The organism is Streptoverticillium reticulum (assembly GCF_047456005.1).
In the GTDB taxonomy this organism is placed as follows: Bacteria; Actinomycetota; Actinomycetes; order Streptomycetales; family Streptomycetaceae; genus Streptomyces; species Streptomyces reticulum.
Genome location: NZ_CP179755.1, coordinates 6,461,455 through 6,479,755 on the forward strand (window position 1 = coordinate 6,461,455; position 18,301 = coordinate 6,479,755).

16 protein-coding genes are annotated in these 18,301 nt (G+C 73.1%); 10 read left to right on the plus strand and 6 right to left on the minus strand.

Annotation, left to right across the window (positions count from 1 at the left end; all coding sequences use genetic code 11):
* Positions 1-63: 63 nt before the first annotated feature.
* Positions 64-1,344, minus strand: coding sequence for a hypothetical protein (locus ACMATS_RS29770; protein WP_414169644.1), 1,281 nt, complete (start codon positions 1,342-1,344; stop codon positions 64-66).
* 97 nt (positions 1,345-1,441) lie between these two features.
* Here ACMATS_RS29770 and ACMATS_RS29775 point away from each other — a divergent pair, with 97 nt between their 5' ends.
* Together ACMATS_RS29775 and ACMATS_RS29780 are read left to right on the plus strand one after the other, a co-directional pair.
* Positions 1,442-3,031 (plus strand): MFS transporter, encoded by a 1,590-nt coding sequence (locus ACMATS_RS29775; RefSeq protein WP_414169645.1) that lies wholly within the window; start codon positions 1,442-1,444, stop codon positions 3,029-3,031.
* 324 nt (positions 3,032-3,355) lie between these two features.
* Positions 3,356-4,540, plus strand: coding sequence for an acyl-CoA dehydrogenase family protein (locus tag ACMATS_RS29780; protein WP_390781914.1), 1,185 nt, complete (start codon positions 3,356-3,358; stop codon positions 4,538-4,540).
* 87 nt (positions 4,541-4,627) lie between these two features.
* On the opposite strand, the gene ACMATS_RS29785 is transcribed toward ACMATS_RS29780, so the two are convergent.
* The gene (locus ACMATS_RS29785) at positions 4,628-5,065 is read right to left on the minus strand and encodes a cell division protein SepF (RefSeq protein WP_171080524.1); all 438 of its coding nucleotides are present in this window, start codon (positions 5,063-5,065) and stop codon (positions 4,628-4,630) included.
* Between the two features lie 287 nt (positions 5,066-5,352).
* On the opposite strand from ACMATS_RS29785, the gene ACMATS_RS29790 reads away from it, so the two are divergent.
* The 8 genes from ACMATS_RS29790 (at position 5,353) to ACMATS_RS29825 (ending at position 15,602) form a co-directional block, all read left to right on the plus strand.
* The gene (locus tag ACMATS_RS29790) at positions 5,353-6,588 is read left to right on the plus strand and encodes a DUF5685 family protein (protein ID WP_391154334.1); all 1,236 of its coding nucleotides are present in this window, start codon (positions 5,353-5,355) and stop codon (positions 6,586-6,588) included.
* A 302-nt stretch (positions 6,589-6,890) separates the two neighbouring features.
* Complete coding sequence (locus tag ACMATS_RS29795) at positions 6,891-8,810, plus strand: FAD/NAD(P)-binding protein (protein WP_414169646.1); 1,920 nt, start codon at positions 6,891-6,893, stop codon at positions 8,808-8,810.
* Positions 8,811-8,859: 49 nt separating this feature from the next.
* The gene (locus ACMATS_RS29800; protein WP_414169647.1) at positions 8,860-9,870 is read left to right on the plus strand and encodes an LLM class flavin-dependent oxidoreductase; all 1,011 of its coding nucleotides are present in this window, start codon (positions 8,860-8,862) and stop codon (positions 9,868-9,870) included.
* Positions 9,867-11,180 (plus strand): NtaA/DmoA family FMN-dependent monooxygenase, encoded by a 1,314-nt coding sequence (locus ACMATS_RS29805; protein WP_414169648.1) that lies wholly within the window; start codon positions 9,867-9,869, stop codon positions 11,178-11,180. The genes ACMATS_RS29800 and ACMATS_RS29805 overlap by 4 nt, the downstream gene beginning before the upstream one ends.
* On the plus strand, positions 11,177-11,974 hold the full coding sequence (locus ACMATS_RS29810; RefSeq protein WP_414169649.1) for a DUF1684 domain-containing protein: 798 nt from the start codon (positions 11,177-11,179) through the stop codon (positions 11,972-11,974). Before ACMATS_RS29805 ends, ACMATS_RS29810 begins: the two co-directional genes overlap by 4 nt.
* A 290-nt stretch (positions 11,975-12,264) precedes the next feature.
* Positions 12,265-13,158 carry a S1 family peptidase gene (locus tag ACMATS_RS29815; RefSeq protein WP_414169650.1) on the plus strand — a complete coding sequence of 298 codons (894 nt, stop codon included), beginning with the start codon at positions 12,265-12,267 and terminating at the stop codon, positions 13,156-13,158.
* A 165-nt stretch (positions 13,159-13,323) separates the two neighbouring features.
* Positions 13,324-14,175 carry a slipin family protein gene (locus ACMATS_RS29820; RefSeq protein WP_414169651.1) on the plus strand — a complete coding sequence of 284 codons (852 nt, stop codon included), beginning with the start codon at positions 13,324-13,326 and terminating at the stop codon, positions 14,173-14,175.
* Between the two features lie 233 nt (positions 14,176-14,408).
* Positions 14,409-15,602 carry a S1 family peptidase gene (locus tag ACMATS_RS29825; protein WP_414169652.1) on the plus strand — a complete coding sequence of 398 codons (1,194 nt, stop codon included), beginning with the start codon at positions 14,409-14,411 and terminating at the stop codon, positions 15,600-15,602.
* Positions 15,603-15,695: 93 nt separating this feature from the next.
* Here the strand turns inward: ACMATS_RS29825 and ACMATS_RS29830 are convergent, their stop codons facing one another.
* The 4 genes from ACMATS_RS29830 to ACMATS_RS29845 all read right to left on the minus strand — a co-directional run bounded on the left by ACMATS_RS29830 (position 15,696) and on the right by ACMATS_RS29845 (position 18,252).
* A complete protein-coding gene (locus ACMATS_RS29830) occupies positions 15,696-16,145 on the minus strand; it encodes a subtilase-type protease inhibitor (RefSeq protein ID WP_414169653.1) in 450 nt (149 codons plus the stop codon).
* A gap of 539 nt (positions 16,146-16,684) precedes the next feature.
* Entirely contained in the window at positions 16,685-17,680 is a 996-nt protein-coding gene (locus ACMATS_RS29835) for a DUF3533 domain-containing protein (protein WP_414169654.1), read from the minus strand.
* A 66-nt stretch (positions 17,681-17,746) separates the two neighbouring features.
* Entirely contained in the window at positions 17,747-17,893 is a 147-nt protein-coding gene (locus ACMATS_RS29840; protein WP_390781904.1) for a DUF6126 family protein, read from the minus strand.
* Positions 17,890-18,252 (minus strand): ArsR/SmtB family transcription factor, encoded by a 363-nt coding sequence (locus tag ACMATS_RS29845; RefSeq protein WP_390781903.1) that lies wholly within the window; start codon positions 18,250-18,252, stop codon positions 17,890-17,892. The genes ACMATS_RS29840 and ACMATS_RS29845 overlap by 4 nt, the downstream gene beginning before the upstream one ends.
* Positions 18,253-18,301 lie beyond the last annotated feature (49 nt).

Sequence of the window (18,301 nt, forward strand, 5' to 3'; positions counted from 1 at the left end):
GGTGTTTGTGGGCGGCCCGCCGCGGCCGGTCCCGGGAAAGCCCCGGGAACGCCCGATAATCGATCATGGCGGACCGGAGCCGTGCAGCCAGAACGCTCCGTAGACCGCCGACGCCAGCGCCACCGCCCCCACCGTCGCCGCCGCCCGCACCGTGCGCAGCCGCGCCACGGCCGCCGCGAGCGGCAGCAGCAGCGGGAACGCCGGCAGCATCAGGCGCGGCTTGGAGCCGAAGTACCCCTTCGCGGTGAGCGCGAGCAGCAGCACCACGCCCCCGTAGACCAGCAGCGGCAGCGGCTGGCGCCGCCGCACCCCGGCCGTGTACAGCCAGAGCACCAGCCCGACGCCGACGAGCAGTGCGAGTCCGCCCGCGAACCCCGGGCCGCCCAGCAGCCCGCCGACGAACCGGCCGAAGGCCAGCCCGCCGTCGAAGCCGTTGCCCCAGCCGCCCTGCACGTCGAGGTAGCCGGTCACGCTGCCCGTCCGCACCCCGACCCAGGCCACGTAGCCGAGCCAGCCCAGCGGGGCCAGTGCCACCCCGAGCAGCATCCGCCGCAGCCGCCGTCCCCGGGGCTTCGCCCCGGACCCCTGGGCAGTGTGTCGGCTGGGGACCGTCGGTGGCTGGTCGCGCCCACGCGGCGGAGCCGCATATGCAACAGCCCCGCGCCACAGCAGCACCGCCGCCGTGATCCACACGGCCGCCACCGCCGCCGCCCCCACCGGCCGGGTCAGTCCGGCCAGCGCCGCGAGCGAACCCGCCCACACCCAGCGGCCGGTGAGCACGCAGTACACGCTCCACGCCGCCAGCGCCGTGAACAGCGACTCCGAGTACGCCATCGACTGCACGATCCCGACCGGCAGCGCCGCCCACAGCGCCGCGAGCGCGATGCCCGCCCGCCGCCCGTGGCACAGCTCGCCGATCGCGAACAGGGCCCCCGCCGCGCCCAGCGACGCGACCGCGCTGACCACCAGGCCCGCCTCGCCCGCGGAGAGCGGCAGCACCGCCGACAGGCCCCGCTCCAGCGAGGGCAGCAGCGGGAAGAACGCCAGGTCGGAATGGACCCGCCCACCGCTCAGGTGCAGCGTGTACCCGTAGCCGTGCTCGGCGATCCGCGCGTACCAGAGCGAGTCCCAGCGCGCCGACAGCAGCGTGAGCGGGTCCTTGCCGTCGGACAGTCCCCACACCGCGAGCACCACGACCCCCAGCGCCCGCACCCCCGCGTACACCAGCAGCGCCGGGGCGGCCCTGCGCAGCACCCCCGGTACCGCGCGGCCGCGCAGCGGGCCGCCGTACGCGGCGGCGGGGGCGCCGGTGCGTATGCCGGAGGGCGAAACGAGATCAGTCACCCGACCGATTGTCCCAGCCCCCTGAGGTGAGACGGGCCACGTGCGCACGGGCGGGACTCGCGTACTCTGTCGACTCGCACGACACGGAGGTGTGTGAATGTCCGGGACGACCACCGCCGACCACCGGCGGTCCTCGGGCGTTCCCCGGCAGCGCTCCCGGCGGGACCGGCTGCCGTACGGCGGGAACGGAAGCGGCGCGAGCCGCTGGACCGTGCTCGTCGTGCTCTGCGTCAGCCTGCTGCTCGTCGCCGTCGACGCCACCGTTCTGCACGTCGCGGTGCCGGCCGTCACCGAGGACCTGCGCCCCGGCGCGATCCAGCTGCTCTGGATCGTCGACGTCTACCCGCTCGTCTGCGCCTCGCTGCTCATCCTCTTCGGCACCCTCGGCGACCGCGTCGGGCGGCGCCGGGTGCTGCTGCTCGGCTACGCGCTCTTCGGCGTGGCCTCGGCCGTGGCGGCCTTCGCCGACTCGGCGGAGGTCCTCATCGGCGCGCGGGCGCTGCTCGGCGCCGGCGGCGCGATGATCATGCCCGCGACGCTCTCCATCCTCCGGCAGGTCTTCCCCGACCGCCGGGAACGGGCCCTGGCCATCGGCATCTGGAGCGCGGTGGCCGCGATAGGCGCGGCGGTCGGGCCGCTGCTCGGCGGCTTCCTGCTGGAGCACTTCTGGTGGGGTTCGGTCTTCCTCATCAACCTGCCGCTGATGGCGGTCAGCCTTCCCGTCGGGCGGTGGCTGCTGCCCGAGTCGACCGGCGACCGCAACGGGCCCTGGGACGTGCTCGGTGCACTGATGGCGGCCTGCGGGCTGTTCGGCCTGGTCCTCGGGGTGAAACGGATCGGCACCGCCGAGCCGCTGTCGCTGGGCACGCTGGTGCCGGCCGCGCTGGGCGCCGCGCTGCTCGTCCTCTTCGTCCGGCGGCAGCGCCGCCGGACCCATCCGCTGGTCGACCTCGGGATGTTCGGCCGCCCGGCGTTCGGCACCTCCGTGGGCTGCATCGTGCTGGCCATGCTGGCCCTCGTCGGCCTGGAGCTGGTGGCGGCGCAGTACCTGCAGCTCGTGCTGGGCCTCACCCCGCTGCAGACCGGGATGCGGCTGCTGCCGCTCACGCTGGCCGCCATGGCCGCGGGACTTGTCGGTTCCCGGGTGCTGCACCGCGTCGGACCGCGGGCGATGGTGGCGTCGGGTTTCGCGCTGACGGCGGTGGCGGTGCTGTCCCTGACCGCCCTGGGCCGCCAGGACCGGCCGGCCCTGATGGTCGCGTGCTTCGTCCTGCTCGGCTTCGGCCTGGAGACCACGCTGTTCGGGGCGTACGAATCGATGCTCAGCGAGGCTCCTGCGGAGTCGGCCGGGGGCGCGGCGGCGATCGGGGAGACGTCGTACCAGCTGGGCGCGGGCATCGGCATCGCCCTGCTGGGCAGCGTGATGAATGCGGCGTACGCGCCGGGAGTTGCGGCGGTGCCGGGTGTGCCGAGTGCGGCCGGGGTCGCGGCGGGGCACTCCGTGGGGGAGGCGTACGAGGTCGCCGACCGGCTCGGCGGGCCGGCCGGGGCCGCGCTGCGGGTGGCGGCGCGGGATGCGTTTGTGCACGGTCTGCACGTGACGTTGGCCGTGAGCGCGGGGTTGCTCCTCGCGGGAGGCCTGGCGGCGCTGCGGCTGCCGCGCTCTGCGGAGAGCGGCGCCCCGTAGGGGCGCGGGGCTGTTGACATATGCGGCTCCGCCGCGTGGGCGCGACCGGCCCCCACCGGCCCGCAGTCGAAGCCCCGGGACTTCAACTGCGGGTGCGTCGTGGCTTGTCGCGCAGTTCCCCGCGCCCCTTACGGGGCGCCCGGTGCGGGCGCGTCGTGGCTGGTCGCGCCCACGCGGCGGAGCCGCTGGGGGTACCTCCTGGGGGCACCCCCAGCGGTAGCTGGGGGAGGTAGCTGGGGGAGTAACAGCCCCGCGCCCCTTACGGGGCGCAAGCCCCAAGCCGGCACTGGACGTTACGGGTTACTCACCCGTAACGTCAGGCGCATGACTCGCGCCCTCCCTGCCTTCGATCCCCGTGATCCGCTCGGGATCGACGACCTCCTGTCCGACGAGGACCGCGCCATCCGGGACGCCGTCAGGCAGTGGGCGGCCGACCGCGTGCTGCCGCACGTCGCGGAGTGGTACGAGAGCGGCGAGCTCCCCGTCATCCGTGAACTCGCCCGGGAACTGGGCGCCCTGGGCGCCCTCGGGATGCAGCTCGACGGGTACGGGTGCGCGGGGGCCACCGCCGTCCAGTACGGGCTGGCCTGCCTGGAGCTGGAGGCCGCCGACTCCGGCATCCGCTCCCTCGTCTCCGTCCAGGGCTCCCTCGCGATGTACGCGATCCACCGCTTCGGCTCGGAGGAGCAACGGCAGCGCTGGCTGCCGGAGATGGCGTCCGGCCAGGTCATCGGCTGCTTCGGGCTCACCGAGCCCGACCACGGCTCGGACCCCGCCGGCATGCGCACCCACGCCCGGCGCGACGGCGGCGACTGGGTGCTCACCGGCCGCAAGATGTGGATCACCAACGGCTCGGTCGCCGGGGTGGCCGTCGTCTGGGCGCAGACCGACGAGGGCATCCGGGGCTTCGTCGTCCCGACCGACAGCCCGGGCCTCTCGGCGCCGGAGATCCGGCACAAGTGGTCGCTGCGCGCGTCCGTCACCAGCGAACTGGTCCTGGACGAGGTGCGGCTGCCCGCCGACGCCGTCCTGCCGGAGGCGATCGGGCTGCGCGGTCCGCTCGGCTGTCTGAGCCACGCCCGCTACGGCATCGTCTGGGGCGCCATGGGTGCCGCGCGCACATGCTTCGAAACGGCGCTCGACTACGCAGGAACGCGCGAGCAGTTCGGGAAGCCGATCGCCGGCTTCCAGCTGACGCAGGCCAAGCTGGCCGACATGGCGGTCGAGCTGCACAAGGGGATCCTGCTCGCGCACCACCTGGGCCGGCGGATGGACGCGGGCCGGCTGCGACCGGAGCAGGTGAGCTTCGGGAAGCTCAACAACGTGCGCGAGGCGATCGAGATCTGCCGCACTGCACGCACGGTCCTGGGCGCCAACGGGATCTCGCTCGAGTACCCCGTGATGCGGCACGCCACGAACCTGGAGTCGGTGCTCACGTACGAGGGCACCGTCGAAATGCACCAGTTGGTGCTGGGCAAGGCGCTCACCGGCATCGACGCGTTCCGGTGAGCACCCCGACCCCGTAAAGGGTCAGCTCTGGTTGCTGTGCTTTCCCGGGGGACAACCCCCGGACCCCCGGCCGACAACCCATTCTGCCTAGCTCTGGTTGAAGAACCCCCCGCGCCGCCCCACCGGCTCCCCGTTGACCACCTGGTAGTCGGCGGGGGTGAGCAGGAACACGCGGGTGGCCACGCGCTCGATCGAGCCGCGCAGGCCGAAGGTCAGACCGGCCGCGAAGTCCACGACGCGCTTGGCGTCGTTCGGCTCCATGGCGGTGAGGTTGACGATGACCGGGACGCCCTCGCGGAAGAGTTCGCCGATGCCGCGGGCGTCCCGGAAGCCGTCCGGGGTGACCGTGGCGATACGGGTGCCCTGCTCCTGGGCGACCTCGTCGGCCACCCGCACCTTGGGGTTGGTGACCCAGGAGTCTCCGGGCTCGGGCCCCTCGGCGTACTCGTCGTCGTAGTAGCGCTCGTCATCGCTGTTGTCGTCGACGAGGCCAAGCCACGCACTCGCCTTGCGCACCGATCCCATGGACGCCTCCTCTCACACGCGGTGTGTTCCGCCCGCGCCCTCTATGGTCGTCCATGATGCGGATGATGTGCCAAGTGGATGGCCGCCGAGCGAGGATTTCGTGACGCATCTGGTGCAAAGCGGTTGGCGTTGCGTCAGAAACTCCCGGAGTCGGCCGTAGGCGCTGGACCTGGGCATATGCGGTCTCTTCGAGGGACGGGCGGGCCCCGGCCCGGTGTCCTGCCCCGGTGATTAGGATGCCCGGGCACATCGGCACCACACACGTCGCCACACCACGGGGGCACATTTTGTTCGGGATCATCAGGCCATGCAGGCACCGCTTGTCCGAGGCGATGCGGACGGAGTGGATGGCTCATCTGTGCGGCCTCTGCCTGGCGTTGAAGGGGGATCACGGGCAAATGGCCCGGATCGCCACGAACTATGACGGACTGGTCATATCTGTTCTGGTGGAGGCGCAGTCGCCGCGCACCGAGGGCGTGGGCGCCTGGCGCCGCACGGCCGGTCCGTGTGCGCTGCGCGGCATGCGCAGCGCGTCCGTGGCGCACGGCGAGGGCGCGCGGCTGGCCGCGTCCGTCTCGCTCGTGCTGGCCTCGGCGAAGATGCGTGACCATGTCGAGGACCGTGACGGGCTGTTGGCGCGGCGTCCGGTCGCGGCCGCGGCCCGCCGGATGGCGGCCCGGTGGGACAGGGCCGGGGCGCGGACCGGATCGGAGCTCGGCTTCGACACGGCCGTTCTGGTGGACGCGGTCGAACGGCAGTCGGGCATCGAGGCGCTGGCCGGGGCCGGCACGCCGCTGCTGGCGGTGACCGAGCCGACGGAGACGGCGACCGCAGCGGCCTTCGGCTACACGGCCGTTCTGGCCGGACGTCCCGCCAACAAGGCTCCGCTGGAGGAGGCCGGCCGGCTCTTCGGCCGGCTCGCGCACCTGCTGGACGCCGTCGAGGACCTGGCGGAGGACGCGCGCACGGGCGCGTGGAACCCGGTGGCCGCGACGGGTACGGACCTGGTGGAGGTGCGGCGGCTGTGCGACGACGCGGTGCACGGCGTGCGGCTGGCGCTGCGCGAGGCCGACTTCGGGAGCAAGGCGCAGGGCAGGCTGGCGCATGTGCTGCTGGTCCATGAGCTGGAGCGGGCGGTGGACCGTGCGTTCGGCAGCGGCAACGCCTGCGGACATGGCGGGCATTCAGGGCAATCGGCTCATTCCAAACAGCAGGCGTCCTTCGGCCCGCCGCCGGTGATGCCGCCGCCGCCCGCCCCGCCGGGGCCGCCGCGCGGTCCGCAGCGGGACCTGCTGTCGGGGTGCCTGGTGTGGACGGGGCTGTTCTGCACGTGCCAGGTGTGCTGCAAGGACCCTTACACCGACCCGTGGACGGGCTGGCCGAGGGAGGGCTGGTGCTACAAGTGCGACTGCTGCGACAGCTGTGATGGATGCGGAGGTTGCGGTGACTGCTGCAACTGCTGTGACTGCTGCAGCAATTGCGGCGACGGGTGCGACTGTGATTGCAGCTGTTGTGACTGCTGAGTGCTGAGGGGGAGTTGAGCACTGAGGGGGAGTGCGGTGCCGGGGTCGAACGACCCCGGCCGCAAGGCGAAGGCAGCGCGGCGGGGAATCCTCAACCCGTACAGGACGCCGACCACACCCGACCGAAGTCGATGTGGCTGCGCGTCACCAGCCGCTGCGTCGTTGCCATGCCCCAAGTGGAGCAGCCTTCCGTTTCCGCGTCAACCGACGTAGCCTCGACGACGGGTCCGCGCTGAGGGGCGCGGCTCGTGCGAAGGCAGCACCGTCCGTGTTCGATCCCCGCATCCACGGAGTGCCTTCGCATGCCTTCTCCCGCCCTGCCCGTCCCGTCGCTCGTCGTCGTCGGCGCGGGCCCGCGCGGCACCGGTCTCGTCGAACGGATCGCCGCCAACGCCCCCGCGCTGCTCGGGGACCGCCGTCTCGACCTGCACCTCGTCGACCCGTACCCGCCCGGCGCCGGACGGATCTGGCGGCACGGCCAGTCGCCGCTGCTGTGGATGAACTCCATGGCCGAGGACGTCACGATGTTCACCGACGACACCGTCGGGACCGCGGGCCCGGTCCGCCCCGGCCCCTCGCTCGCCGAGTGGGCCGCGCAGGTCCGCGACGGCGTCGTCGAACCGCCCGGCGATCCCGAAGTCGCCGCGGAGGCCCGTGCGTTGACCCCGCGCAGCTTCGCCGGACGGCGGCTGCAGAGCGCCTACCTCCGCTGGTTCCACCGGCGTGCGGTGGCCGCGCTGCCGCCCGGCGTCACCGTCCACGAGCACCGCCGCCGGGCCGTGCGGCTCTCCGGCCCACGCGACGGGCAGCAACGCGTGTGGCTGGCGGGACGGGCCGAACCCCTGCTCGCCGACGCCGTCGTGCTCACCCTCGGGCACCTCCCCGCCCAGCCGGACCCGGAACAGCAGGCGCTCGCCGCCTTCGCCGCCGCCCACGGACTCGTCCATCTGCCGCCCGAGTTCACCGCCGACAGCGACCTGAGCGGGTTACGGCCCGGGCAGCCCGTCCTCGTCCGGGGCATGGGGCTCGCCTTCGTCGACCTGATGGTGCTGCTCACCGAAGGCCGCGGCGGACGGTACACCGACGACGGCACCGGCACGCTGACGTACCACCCCTCCGGGCACGAACCCGTCCTGCACGTCGGCTCGCGCCGCGGCGTCCCGTACCGCTCCAAGACGGGATACCGGTGGCAGGGGGAGCGGCCCCCGCTGCCCCGCTTCCTCGGGCCGCCCGAGACCGGGGAACTGCGCCGCCGGCCCGGCCCGCCGGAGTTCGAGCGCGACGTGCGGCCGCTCGTCGCCAAGGAGTTGGGCTTCGCCCACTACCACCGGCTCTTCGCCGCCCATCCGGAACGCACCCGCGTCGACTGGCCCGACTTCGAGGAGAAGTACGCGGCCTGCGAGCCCGGCAGCGCCGAACTCGACGTCCTCGTCGCCTCCTCCGTGCCCGACTCCGCCGACCGGCTCGACCTGGACGCCCTCGACCTGCCGCTCGCCGGGCTGCGCTTCCCGGACGCGGAAGCGCTGCAGGACGGCGTGCGGGCGCACATTGCCGCGGACGTGGCGCGGCGCCACGACCCCCGGCACAGCCCGGACCTGGCCGTCTTCCTCGGGCTGCTCTCCGTCCACAGGCAGCTCGCCCGCCTCGGCGACGCCGGGGACCAGTGGCAGGGCCTGTTCAACTACCTGGCGTCCGGCCCGCCCGGGCCCCGGCTGCGGCAGCTGCTCGCGCTCTCCCGGGCGGGAGTGGTGCGCTTCCTCGGCGCCGACGTGCGCATCACCGCCGACGCGGGGCGCGGGGTGTTCCGGGCCGAGAGCGTCAGCGTGCCGGGGCGGGTGGTCGAGGCGCGGGCGCTGGTCGAGGCGAGGCTGCCTGCGGCGAGCGTGGGGAGGTCGGCGGATCCGCTGCTGCGGGGGCTGGCGGGCGAAGTGGCCGTCAACGCCTCGGGGTTGCTCGTCGTCGGCCCGGACGACGGGCGCGTCGTGGGCCGGGACGGGCGGCCGCACCCGCGCCGGTTCGCCCTGGGACCGCACACCACGGCGCGGGCCCCCGCGTTCGCGCGGCCGCACAGCGGGTCGGCCGGGTTCCGGCAGAACGACGCCGTGGCGCGGGCGGTGCTGGGGGTGCTGGCCGGGGGCCGGTTCGACGGGTGCGGGCCGTCCGTGGCCGGTCGCGCCCACGCGGCGGAAGCCGCATGTCCGGCAGAGGTACCGCGCCCCTGACGGGGTGCGGTAATCCGTCTGAAATCCCCCTGATTACACAGGAGTTCGCATGCTGCACCTCGCCGTCGCCATCGACCAGCCGGGCACCACCGACCCCCGGCCCTACCTCCACGCCGCCCGTCTCGCGGAGCGCGGGCGGCTCGACTTCGTCACGCTCGGGGACGCCTTCGGGCCGCGCACCCCGCGGGAGTCCCGGATCGACGCGCTCGCCGTACTGGCCCGCGTCGCGCCCGCGACCGAGCGGATCGGGCTCGTCCCGACCGTCACCACCACGCACACCGAGCCCTTCCACGTCTCCTCCGCCGTCTCCACCCTGGACTGGGTCAGCCGCGGCCGGGCCGGCTGGACCGTCGACGTGTCGGCCGGCGAGACCGCCGCCCGGCTCTTCGGCCGGCGGCCCGCGGCGCCCGACGACGTGCTGTGGCGCGAGGCGGACGCCGTCGCCGACGTCGTCGCCCGGCTCTGGGACAGCTGGGAGGACGACGCCGAGATCCGCGACCGGGCCACCGGCCGCTTCGTCGACCGCGACAAACTGCACTACGTCGACTTCGAGAGCCCCGGGTTCCGTGTCCGCGGCCCGTCCATCGTGCCCCGGCCCCCGCAGGGCCGGCCGGTCGTCGCCGTCGACGCCACCGCCGGCCCGTCGCGCGACACCGCGGCCCGCCACGCAGACGTCGCCCTGGTGCGGACCGAACGGACCGGCGACCCCGGACAACTCGCCGCCGTCCGCGACGAACTGCACCGCCGCGCCCGCGCCCACGGGCGCGACCCGCGCCGGCTCCGCGTCCTCGCCTCCGTGCCCGTCGCCCTGCACGCCGCCGCCGACGCGGTCGCGCTCGCGGACCTGGCCGGGCGTTGGTACGAGGACGGCGTCGTCGACGGCCTCCACCTCCGGCCCGAGGAGCCCGGCCGCGATCTGCCGTTGCTCGTCGACGGCACCGTGGCCGTGCTCCAGCACCGCGGCCTGCTGCGCCGCTTCTACGCGGGCGGCACGCTCCGCGAGCACCTCGGACTGCCGCGCCCCGCCAACCGTTACGCACCGGCAAGGGAGACCGCATGACCCGCACCGCCCGTCGGCAGATGCACCTCGCCGCACACTTCCCCGGCGTCAACAGCACCACGGTCTGGCAAGACCCGCGCTCCGGGAGCCAGATCGACTTCTCCTCCTTCGAGCACCTCGCGCGCACCGCCGAACGCGGCCTGTTCGACTTCTTCTTCCTCGCCGAGGGGCTGCGGCTGCGCGAGCACAAGGGCCGCATCCACGACCTGGACGTCGTCGGCCGGCCCGAGTCGATCACGGTGCTGAGCGCGCTGGCCGCCGTCACCGAACGGCTCGGCCTGGCCGCCACCGTGAACGCGACCTTCAACGAGCCCTACGAACTCGCCCGGCGCCTCTCCTCGCTCGACCACCTCAGCGGCGGGCGCGCCGCCTGGAACGTGGTGACCTCCTCCGACGCGTTCACGGGCGAGAACTTCCGCCGCGGCGGCTACCTCGACCGCGCCGACCGCTACACGCGCGCCGCGGAGTTCGTCGCCACAGCGCGGGAGCTGTGGGACTCCTGGACGCCGTGCGGGCGGGCGCGTCCCTTCACCCACCACGGCCGGCACTTCTCCGTCGCGGGCGAGTTCGACGTCCGGCGCAGTCCGCAGGGCCACCCCGTGGTCATCCAGGCCGGCGACTCCGACGAGGGCCGCGAGTTCGCCGCCTCGGCCGCCGACGTCGTCTTCACCCGGCACGGCACTCTGGAGTCGGGCCGCGCCTTCTACGCCGACGTCAAACGGCGGCTGGCCGCATACGGGCGCGGGCCGGACGAGTTGAAGATCATGCCGGGGGTGACCTTCGTGCTCGGCGACACCGCCGCCGAGGCCCAGGAGCGGGCCGCGGAGATCCGCCGGCAGCAGGTCTCGCCGCAGAACGCGATCCTGGCGCTGGAGCAGGTCTGGGGCCGTGACCTGTCCGGCTACGACCCCGACGGCCCGCTGCCGGACGTCGACCCCGACCCCGGGGGCGAACTCGCGCAGGGCCGCGTGCGGATCGGCGACCCGTCGGCGGTCGCCGCGCAGTGGCGCGCGCTGGCGGAGGCCAAGGGGCTGTCGATCCGGGAGACCGTCATCGAGACGACGGGCCGGCAGTCGTTCGTCGGCACGCCGCAGGAGGTGGCGGCGCGGATGGACGAGTTCGTGACGCGGGACGCCGCCGACGGTTTCATCCTCGTCCCGCACCTCACCCCGGGCGGGCTGGACGACTTCGTCGACCGGGTGGTGCCCCTGCTGCAGGAGCGCGGGGCGTTCCGTACGGAGTACAGCGGCGCGACGCTGCGCGAGCACCTCGGTCTTCCCGCCCCCGTATGGAACAGTGGGCGGCCATGAGCACGACTGATGCCGAAGAGCAGTGGGCCGCGTGGCGCGAGCAGCGCACCAGGACGGTCTCGGCGCCGTACGGGCCGCTGGCGCTGACCGGGACGTACTGGCTCGCCGACGCCCCCGACGGCCGGATCCCGGGCGTTCCGGGGCGCTGGACCGAGGATCCCGGGACCGATGACGCCGTCCTGCTCACCGCCCTCGCCGAGGACGGACTGACCGTGAACGGGGAGCCGTTCGAGGGATGGATCCGGCTCGGCCCCGACGCCTCGGCCGGTGCGGTGTGGGTCGCGCACGGCGAGCGCCGGCTGCTGGTGCTGCGGCGCGAGGGCCAGTGGGCGGTGCGCGTCTTCGACCCGCAGTCGGCGGCCCGGCAGGAGTTCGGCGGCATCGACGCCTTCGACTACGACGAACGCTGGGTGCTGCCCGGGACGTTCCGGCCGTACGCGGGCGGCCGCACGGTCGTGCCGGTGGTGAACGCGGACGGGCGTGAACGCGGCCTGAGCCTGGCCGGTGAACTGGCCCTCGGCGGCGGTGAGTACAGCCTGCAGGTCGCGGCGGAGGAGGACGGCTCGCTGTGGGCGGTCTTCGCCGACGGCACCAGCGGCGGCTCCAGTTACCGCTTCCGCTTCCTGCGCCCGCCCGCCCCGGCGGCGGACGGCGGCGTGACCGTCGACTTCAACCGCGCCCACCTCCCGCCGTGCGCCTTCGCCGAACACTTCATCTGCCCCTTCCCGCCACCGGGGAACACGTTGCCGTTCGAGGTGCCGGCGGGGGAGCGGGACGTGATCAGCACCCCGTAAGGGGCGCGGGGAACTGCGCGACCAGCCAAGGCGGACCCGCAGTCGACGCACTGCCGCGTGCGGCCCCCGCGTGGAGCCGCTCCCGGCGTGCGGGCCGCCCACCGCACACCCGGTTGCCTCTGTCTGCGGGCGTGCCCCGCAGACAGGACGGCGTCCGAAAGAGGCTCTTGCGCCCTGCGCCTCCCGGCCCGAATACTCCCGAGCACAGGCGCTTGTCAGGGGCACGGCGAAATCGGAATGCGGCGTGCCCTTTCGGCTGCGCCCCTCCGACCCCCCACGGGAGGAAGAACGTGAGGATCAAGCGCCCCACCTCGGTGCTCGCCGTGGCCGGCGGCCTGCTGGCCGCCTCCGTCCTCGCCGTCGGCAGCGCCCACGCCGACGGCGCCTCCGCGGCCGTCCACTCGGCCGCGCAACTGTCCGCGGCGCGTGCGGCCGTGGAGTCCGCGGACGTCGCGGGCACGGCATGGGCCGTCGACCCGGCGACCGACACCCTTGTGGTGACGGCCGATTCCACCGTCTCCGCAGGCGACCTGACCAGACTCAGACACCGTGCCGGTTCCGGCGCGGAGGCGATACGCATCGAACGCACCCCCGGAGCCTTCCGCACGCTCCTCGCCGGCGGCGACGCGATCTACGCGCCCTCGTGGCGCTGCTCCGTCGGCTTCAACGTCCGCAAGGGCAACACCTATTACTTCCTCACCGCAGGCCACTGCACCCAGGGGAAGCCGCCCTACTACGCCAACGCGAACCACTCCACGAGCATCGGCCCGACCGTCGGGACCAGCTTCCCCGGCAACGACTACGGGATCGTGCAGTACACCAACGGCGCCGTGCCGCACCCGAGTGCGGTCGACCTCTACAACGGCCGCCAGCAGCGCATCACCTCCGCGGGCAACGCCCGCGTCGGGCAGAGCGTCCAGCGCAGCGGCTCCACGACCGGGGTGCACGGCGGCAAGGTCACCGGTCTGAACGCCACCGTCAACTACGGCAACGGACAGATCGTGCGCGGCTTGATCCAGACCAATGTGTGCGCCGAACCCGGCGACAGCGGCGGCGCGCTCTTCTCCGGCTCCACCGCCCTCGGCCTGACCTCCGGCGGCAGCGGCAACTGCAGCTCCGGAGGGACGACCTTCTTCCAGCCCGTCACCCAGGCGCTCGGCGCCTACGGGGTGAGCGTCTTCTGACTCGCCCGCCCCTCCCCGCCGTCTGACCGCGAGCGCGCTCCGCCCTTCCCCATCGCCTGCGGCCAGCAGCACAGAGCCCCCGGCCCCACGGCCGGGGGCTCGACCACGCCCGGGCACGGGCATACCGTGGACGTATCACCTGACGTGTGACGGCAGGGGGCCGTGATGGTCGAAGACCTCGTGGTGGCAGTGGTGGCCGCGGGCTCCGTCGGGCTCGTGTATCTGATGGCGGCGGCCCGGGTGGTCAAGCAGTATGAGCGCGGCATCGTGCTGCGACTGGGACGGCTGCACCCGGAGATCCGGCAGCCGGGATTCACCATGATCGTTCCCGCGGTGGACCGGCTGCGCAAGGTCAACATGCAGATCGTGACCATGCCGGTGCCGGCCCAGGAGGGCATCACCCGGGACAACGTGACCGTGCGCGTCGACGCGGTCGTCTACTTCAAGGTCGTGAACCCGGCGGAGGCCGTGATCGCGGTCGAGGACTACCGCTTCGCGGTCTCGCAGATGGCCCAGACCTCGCTCCGCTCGATCATCGGCAAGAGCGACCTGGACGATCTGCTCTCCAACCGGGAGAAGCTCAACCAGGGCCTGGAGCTGATGCTCGACAGCCCGGCCATCGGCTGGGGCGTGCAGATCGACCGCGTCGAGATCAAGGACGTCTCGCTGCCGGAGACGATGAAGCGCTCGATGTCCCGGCAGGCCGAGGCGGAGCGGGAGCGCCGGGCCCGGGTCATCAACGCGGACGCGGAGCTGCTGGCGTCGAAGAAGCTGGCGGAGGCGGCGGCGACGATGTCCGACCAGCCGTCCGCCCTGCAACTGCGGCTGCTGCAGACGATCGTGGCGGTGGCCGCGGAGAAGAACTCGACGCTGGTGCTGCCGTTCCCGGTGGAGCTGCTGCGCTTCCTCGAACGGGCGGGGCGGGGCACCTCCTCGGTGGAGAGCGAGCACATCCCGGTCGAGCCGTCGTCCCCTGAAACGGGGGGTGAGGAGGAGACGGGCATCGGACATGCGTAGCGCCCCGTAGGGGCGCGGGCCTGTGACATTATGCGGCTCCGCCGCGTGGGCGCGACCAGCCGCCCACGGCCTGCAGCCGATGCACTTCGTCAACTGCGGGCGCGTCGTGGTTGCTCGCGCAGTTCCCCGCGCCCCTGACGGGGCGCACCGGCGTGCGCATAGATTTGCGCGCTACTGAAATTCGCCCTTGTGCACTCCCTCCTCCGCTCGGGACACTCGACGGACAACTTGGCATGGACGCGACCTCCTATCGGGGGTGCGGCTGTGTCGTTCGTCCTCCGGGCCCGGCGTCCGTGCGTGCGGCCCAACCCCCCACTGGAGGTGCCGAGTTGAAGAACCGTTGGTCGTTCGCGCGCGCCGCCCTCGGCGGTGCCGCCGCGGCCGCTCTCGCGGCCGTCACCCTCGCACCGCAGCCCGCAGAAGCCGCTCCCCGCCCCGTCTCGGAGGTCCTCTCCGAGTCCGCCGCCGGGCAGCTCGCCGCGACCCTCGTCGACCGCCTCAAGGGCGCGACGGCAGGTTCGTACTACGACACGAAGACCCACAGGCTCGTCGTCGACGTCCTCGACCCGGGCGCCGGGGACGCCGTCCGTGCGTCCGGCGCCGAGGCCCGGTCCGTACGGTACTCCCTCCCGCAACTGGATGCGGCGCGCGTCGAGTTGGACAGGTCTGCCGCCATCCCCGGCACCGCCTGGGTGACCGACCCCAGACTGAACCAGGTCGTCGTGACCGCCGACCCCACGGTCACGGGTGACCGGATGGCACGGCTGAACCGGGTCGTCTCGGGGCTCGGCGAGAAGGCCGTCGTGCACAGAACGGCCACCAGGCTCACCCGGTTCATCGCGGGCGGCGACGGGATCTACGGTGCCAAGTACCGCTGTTCGCTGGGGTTCAACGTCAGCAAGGACGGCACGGCCCCCCAGTGGGAGGGGGGTTACTTCCTGACCGCGGGGCACTGCGGCGCGGTCGAGAACGGCTGGTCCGACAGCAAGGGCGGCCGGCCGATCGGGACCACCGAGTCCTACGCCTTCCCGGACCACGACTACGCCCTCGTCAAGTACACCGAGGACGTTCCCCACCCGAGCCAGGTGAACCTCCACGGCGTCCTGGGCGCCGGCGCCCAGGAGATCAAGCAGGCGGCCGACGCCAGGATCGGCGAGGCCGTGCAGCGCAGCGGCTCCACGAGCGGGGTGCACGGCGGCAAGGTCACCGGCCTCGACGCCACGGTCAACTACGTGGAGGGCACGGTCCGCGGGCTGATCCAGACCGACGTCTGCGCCGAGGGCGGCGACAGCGGAGGCCCCCTCTTCGACGGGGACAAGGCCCTCGGTCTCACATCGGGCGGCAGTGGCAACTGCACGCTGGGCGGGACGACTTACTACCAGCCGGTGACGGCTGCCCTGGCCGCGACCGGTACGCGGATTCCCTGAGCGTGCCCCGGCCCCATGGACGCGGCCCCCGGACACACCTCCACGGTGTCCGGGGGCCGCTGCTCGTGCGGGCCGCCGCGTGTGCGGGACCGGTCAGAACTCGAAGAGCGTGCCCTTGGCCGCCTTCATCTCGCACGGGTTGCCGAAGACCTTGTCGAAGTTCACGCGCTGGCCTTCCCATACGCCCTGCGCGGTGACGATGACCGGGTTCCACTCCTTGGTGCAGAGGACGCCCGTCTTCACCGTCGTGAGCTTCTCGAAGTCGCCGCCCGCGGACCGCAGATCGGCACACGCGGCCTTGGCGGCCGGGTGGGTGCCGCTGGGGCCCGGCGTGCAGTTGAGGGTGACCGCGCGCTGGATGCCGGCGCTGGCCGCGTCGTCGCCCTGGCCGACGGTCAGGACCAGAGCGGACGGTGCGTACAGGCTCTGGGTGTGCGCCCCGGTGGCGGGCGCGGCGCTCGCGGCCGTCGTTCCGGCCGCCGCCAGACCGCCGCCCAGTGCCAGCGCGGCGCCCAGCGCGATCCCCCGAGTGATGTACCGCATTCCGAACACTCCCTTGTTCGCGGGTCAGATAACGGACGGCAGTCTTGCCCAAGTTGGGCATGAACGCACACCGATCGAACACTTTCAGTCGCCGCTTGAAAGCTCTCGGTAATTGGCTCGAACTGGCGGGCGGAATGTCCCGGAAGGGGAGGGCGTGAAACGTCGCGCTTACATCGACGCCCGACTTGTACGAGAAAGGGGGCAATTGATGTTACGGGAGTGTTGACCAGCGGATATGCCGTGGATTCATTGTTGAAATATCAAATGAGCCTTCGAAATTGCGATTTGCGTGGTCGATGACCATTGGATCTAATGATCCCTGTGTGCGGCCCGGGAGACCCCGCGGACCGGCCGAAAATGGCCCGCCGTGCGTGCGCGCGGCGGGCGGGGCGATCCGGGAAGGCGGCAGCAATGGCCGAACACTTCTCAGACCGAACGGTCGGTCTGTGCACGGGAGTCCCCTCCGTCACATGAGACGTCCGCGTCGCCGCCCGTGGAGGGGGCGGGCGGCGACGCGGGACGGGGCGCCGTGGAACCCCTTACGGGGCCTTCCGCACCGCGGACGCCACGGCGACCGCCGCACCCGCCACCGCCCAGGCGGACAGCACGAGGAGCGGGCCGGTGAGGGCGTTGCCCCCGAAGTAGGCGACGGAGCGCGCGGACCAGGTGCCCGCGCCCGGCGGCAGGTACGGGCCGATGGCGCGCCAGAACGGCGGCAGCAGCGGGTACGGGTAGGCGCCGCCCGCGCTCGGGTTGCCGAGGACCACGACGATCGCGATCGCCAGCCCGATCCCGACGACGCCGGCCAGCCCCTGCAGCGCCAGCGTCATGGCCCCGACCGCGAACACCACCAGGGCGCCCAGCCCCCACAGCCCCGCGACGCTCCCGGGCAGCGCACCGAGCACCGGGCCCGCGATGACCGCGCCCAGCAGTCCGGCGACGACCGCGTAGACGGCGATCGAGCCGAGCCGGATGACGGCCCGGTGGAGGTTGGCGGGCCGCGCGCCCGCACTGACGGCGAGAATCGCCGCGCACAGATAGCCGCCCACGCACCAGCCCACGACCAGGTAGAACGAGCTCAGCCCGCGGGCGTCGCCGCCGCTCGCCGGGTTCACGTCGGTCACCTTCACCGACCGCTTCCCGTCTGCCTCGGCGCGGACCAGCACCGCCTCGGCGGCCTGCCCCAGCGAGGCCCCCGCGGCGCCCGCGGTGAGCAGGGTGTCGGTGGTGCCGCGCGGGTCGACCACCAGCGCGGCGTCCAGCTCGCGCTCCCGGAGCTGCTGCACGGCCGCGGCCCGGTCGTCCGTCGCGCGCGGATCCAGCGGACTCCCCGGCAGGCTGCCCAGCCGCTCGACGAGGGTGCCACGGACCTGCGGGGGAGCGACGACGCCGAGGCGGATGTCGGTGGGCCTGGGGTCGTGGAAGGCGCCGATGTACGAGGTGATGAAGGCGAGCTGGAGGACGAGCGCGCCGATCACCAGGAGCGCGGCGCGGCCGGTCACCGCGCTTCTGACCTCGTCGGGGAATGAGGGCATGCCCCGAGCGTGCGGGGTACCGGGTGCTGCCGCAGGCGGTGCGGGCCGTTCGGGGTAGGGGTCTGTCTACTTGTTGGCGTGATCGCCGAGGTAGAACAGCAGCCAGATGAACCCGGCGATGAGGTGGGTGACGAAGACGTAGACGCCGACGCGCAGGGCGAGCTGCTTCTCGGCCCACCGCTCACTGGTCTTCTCACTGGCCTTCTCGGTCATCGCCGCGCCGCCTTCGCTCCGGTCTCGGTTTCGAGGAGTTCCTCCAGCAGCTCGTTCTGTCCGCTGAGCATCTGCGTGAGGATGCGGCGCGCGGCGCGCATCAGCTCGGCGACGTCGCCCCCGGCGAGCTCGTAGACGACCGTCGACCCGGTGCGGGTGGAGGTGACGATCCCGGAGCGGCGCAGCACCGCCAGCTGCTGCGACAGGCTGGAGGGCTCGATCTCTATCGCGGCCAGCAGATCGCGTACGGGCATGGGCCCGTCCTGCAGCAGCTCCAGCACCCGGATGCGCACCGGATGCCCGAGCATCCGGAAGAACTCCGCCTTCGCCTGGTACAGCGGAACCGGCTTCCCCGCCACTCTCCACCCTCCTCCACAGCCGTCACCGCACATCGTGAATTGAAGAACT

What these genes read in the sequence shown, in the direction of transcription:
- ACMATS_RS29775 (WP_414169645.1), top strand. Translation starts at nt 1,442, where the DNA reads ATGTCCGGGACGACCACCGCCGACCACCGGCGGTCCTCGGGCGTTCCC.
- ACMATS_RS29780 (WP_390781914.1), top strand. Translation starts at nt 3,356, where the DNA reads ATGACTCGCGCCCTCCCTGCCTTCGATCCCCGTGATCCGCTCGGGATC.
- ACMATS_RS29785 (WP_171080524.1), bottom strand. Translation starts at nt 5,065, where the DNA reads ATGGGATCGGTGCGCAAGGCGAGTGCGTGGCTTGGCCTCGTCGACGAC.
- ACMATS_RS29795 (WP_414169646.1), top strand. Translation starts at nt 6,891, where the DNA reads ATGCCTTCTCCCGCCCTGCCCGTCCCGTCGCTCGTCGTCGTCGGCGCG.
- ACMATS_RS29800 (WP_414169647.1), top strand. Translation starts at nt 8,860, where the DNA reads ATGCTGCACCTCGCCGTCGCCATCGACCAGCCGGGCACCACCGACCCC.
- ACMATS_RS29805 (WP_414169648.1), top strand. Translation starts at nt 9,867, where the DNA reads ATGACCCGCACCGCCCGTCGGCAGATGCACCTCGCCGCACACTTCCCC.
- ACMATS_RS29810 (WP_414169649.1), top strand. Translation starts at nt 11,177, where the DNA reads ATGAGCACGACTGATGCCGAAGAGCAGTGGGCCGCGTGGCGCGAGCAG.
- ACMATS_RS29820 (WP_414169651.1), top strand. Translation starts at nt 13,324, where the DNA reads ATGGTCGAAGACCTCGTGGTGGCAGTGGTGGCCGCGGGCTCCGTCGGG.
- ACMATS_RS29825 (WP_414169652.1), top strand. Translation starts at nt 14,409, where the DNA reads ATGGACGCGACCTCCTATCGGGGGTGCGGCTGTGTCGTTCGTCCTCCG.
- ACMATS_RS29830 (WP_414169653.1), bottom strand. Translation starts at nt 16,145, where the DNA reads ATGCGGTACATCACTCGGGGGATCGCGCTGGGCGCCGCGCTGGCACTG.
- ACMATS_RS29835 (WP_414169654.1), bottom strand. Translation starts at nt 17,680, where the DNA reads ATGCCCTCATTCCCCGACGAGGTCAGAAGCGCGGTGACCGGCCGCGCC.
- ACMATS_RS29840 (WP_390781904.1), bottom strand. Translation starts at nt 17,893, where the DNA reads ATGACCGAGAAGGCCAGTGAGAAGACCAGTGAGCGGTGGGCCGAGAAG.